This is a genomic window from Streptomyces sp. SID1328 (assembly GCF_009865595.1).
Classification (GTDB): Bacteria; Actinomycetota; Actinomycetes; order Streptomycetales; family Streptomycetaceae; genus Streptomyces; species Streptomyces griseoluteus.
The window spans coordinates 1-2,225 of record NZ_WWKH01000019.1 but is presented as its reverse complement, the minus strand read 5'-3'; the positions used below and the strand labels follow the sequence as shown (position 1 = coordinate 2,225).

Genomic DNA, 2,225 nt, shown 5'->3' with positions numbered 1-2,225 from the left:
GTGGCCGCCGTGGGAGTGGCCGTGCGGTCCGGGGGCCAGCGGCGGGCGGTGGGCGGGCGGTGCGTGGCGGACGGCGAGGGCCCGCTCCAGCAGGACGTCGACGCCGTCGCCGCTGCGCGCGCAGGTCCGTACCGTCTCCACGCCGGGGTTGACCCGCTGGACGTTGGCGCGGAAGGCGGCCTCGTCGAAACCGGCGGGGGCGGCGAGGTCCGTCTTGGTGATGGCGACCAGGTGGGCGGAGCCGAAGGCGGTGGGGTACTTCAGCGGCTTGTCCTCGCCCTCGGTGACGGCCATGAGGGCGATCCGCAGGGTCTCCCCCAGGTCGTAGGAGGCCGGGCAGACGAGGTTGCCGACGTTCTCCACGAACAGCACCTCGGTGTCGGCGGGGAGCCAGCCGTCGAGGCGGTCGCGGACCTGGCCTGCCTCCAGGTGGCACAGCCCGTCGGTGAGGAGCTGCTGGACGGGGGCGCCGGAGCGGGCGAGGCGCTGGGCGTCGTTCTCGGTGGCGAGGTCGGCGGTGAGCGCGGCCACGGGCACACCCCGCTGGACGGCACGGGCCAGGACGCGGCCGAGGAGTTCGGTCTTGCCGCTGCCTGGGCTGGACAGCAGGTTGACCACGGTGACGCCCCGTTCGGCGAGGTCCTCACGCAGACGGGCGGCGAGATCGTCGTTCTTGGCCAGGACGGCCTGCTTGACGTCGGACCGGCACATGGGCACAGCTCCTCGGGAAGATCGGGGGCCCGGGCCGTGCCGGGCACGGCCCAGGGGTCTCACCGATCTTCGGGTCCGCCCGCCCCGAGGCCGGGCAGCGCAGCCGCGTGCGGGGGCCCGGATTCCATCGGGCGGCCCAACGGGGGCGTGGGCGCGGCCGGGTCGGCCAGCAGGACCGGGATCAGGGTGTGCAGCGCGTCGACGGCCCGTCCGACGGCTTCGCGCACCGGTTCGCTGAGGCCGGGGGCGATGTCCTCGTCCGGGGTGGGCAGCACGGCGGGCTCGCAGGCGAGGACGAGGACGCGGGGCAGGGGTTCGTCGCCGAGGTGGGTGGCGAGGGCGAGCACCTTCTCCGGGTCCATCCCGTGCGCCTCGGGCACGACCGTGCCGTCCGGGGGCTCCGCCTCGACCAGGGAGAGGGTGCCGGGGCGCTGTCCCCGGGGCGCGGCGTCGACGAGTACGGCGGTGGCGCAGCCGCCGAGCAGGGCGTAGGCGAGGTCCATGCCCCGGATGCCGAAGTCCCGTACGTGGGCGCCGGGCGGGAGGGGGCGGTGTTCGAGGGCACGGATGACCTCGGGGCCGAAGGCGTCGTCGCCGAGGAAGATGTTGCCGACTCCGGCCACCAGCAGGGGTTCGGCGGCGGTCATCGGGCGTCTCCGGGGTGCAGGGGGCGGGTGGTGGCGGCGGGGACCTTGCGGACGAATGCCGAGCGCAGGGCGTGGTAGGGGGCGGCGGGGTCGGAGAAGATGGCGTGCATCCGGGCGAGTTCGTCGCGCCGGTGGTCGGCGAGGGGGCGTACTCCCTCGTCGGCGTGGCGGGCGGCGGCCTTGGCGGCGATCCGGTCGGCCAGGCCGGGAGCGGCGGCGAGTTCGGCCGCGAGTGCCTCGACAGTACCCGCGAACTCGCCGGGGGCGGCGGGGACGAGACGGTCCACCAGGCCGAGCCGGACCCCTCGGGCGGCGCTCACCGGCAGCGCCTCGCTGGTGAGACGGCGCGCGGTCTCGGGGCCGGTGCGGCGGGGCAGGGTGTACGTCCAGAACTCGGAGCCGTACAGGCCCATGCGCCGGTAGTGCGGGTTGAGGACGGCGCCGGTGCGGCACCACACCTCGTCGGCGGCGAGGGCGAGCATGGCGCCTCCGGCGGCCGCGTTGCCCGCGAGCGCGGCGATCACCAGCCGGTCGGTGGTGCGCAGGACGGCCTCCACCACGTCGTCCATGGCGTTGAGGTTGCGCCAGGACTCCTCGCCGGGGTCGGGGGCGCCCTCGATGACGTTGAGGTGGATGCCGTTGGAGAAGAAGTCGCGGGCGCCGCCGAGGACGAGCACCGAGGTCGGGCGGGTGAGGGCGTACTGGTAGGCGGCCAGGAGTCTGCGGCACTGGTCGGTGCTCGTCGCGCCGCCCGGGAAGGAGAAACTCACGAAGCCGGTGCTTCCCCGCTCGCGGTAGCGGATGTCGGCGAAGGTGCGCCGGCCGGCGGGGAGGTCGAGCGGGGCCGGGATCTCGGGCAGGGCGGGG

3 protein-coding genes are annotated in these 2,225 nt (G+C 75.4%); all 3 read right to left on the bottom strand.

Going from position 1 to position 2,225, the window contains the following annotated elements; translation table 11 throughout:
* Nucleotides 1-711, bottom strand: a 711-nt coding sequence (gene hypB / locus GT030_RS00645) for a hydrogenase nickel incorporation protein HypB (protein WP_161199308.1), incomplete at its 3' end; no start/stop codon positions are given.
* A 59-nt stretch (nucleotides 712-770) separates the two neighbouring features.
* Nucleotides 771-1,358 carry a hydrogenase maturation protease gene (locus GT030_RS00640; RefSeq protein WP_161199307.1) on the bottom strand — a complete coding sequence of 196 codons (588 nt, stop codon included), beginning with the start codon at nucleotides 1,356-1,358 and terminating at the stop codon, nucleotides 771-773.
* Nucleotides 1,355-2,225 (bottom strand): enoyl-CoA hydratase/isomerase family protein (locus tag GT030_RS00635; protein ID WP_161199306.1); only part of this gene is annotated, 871 nt, incomplete at its 5' end. The genes GT030_RS00635 and GT030_RS00640, both read right to left, overlap by 4 nt.

Bases quoted from the DNA above. Each gene is read 5' to 3' on its own strand.
- GT030_RS00640 (WP_161199307.1), bottom strand. From the start codon at position 1,358: ATGACCGCCGCCGAACCCCTGCTGGTGGCCGGAGTCGGCAACATCTTC.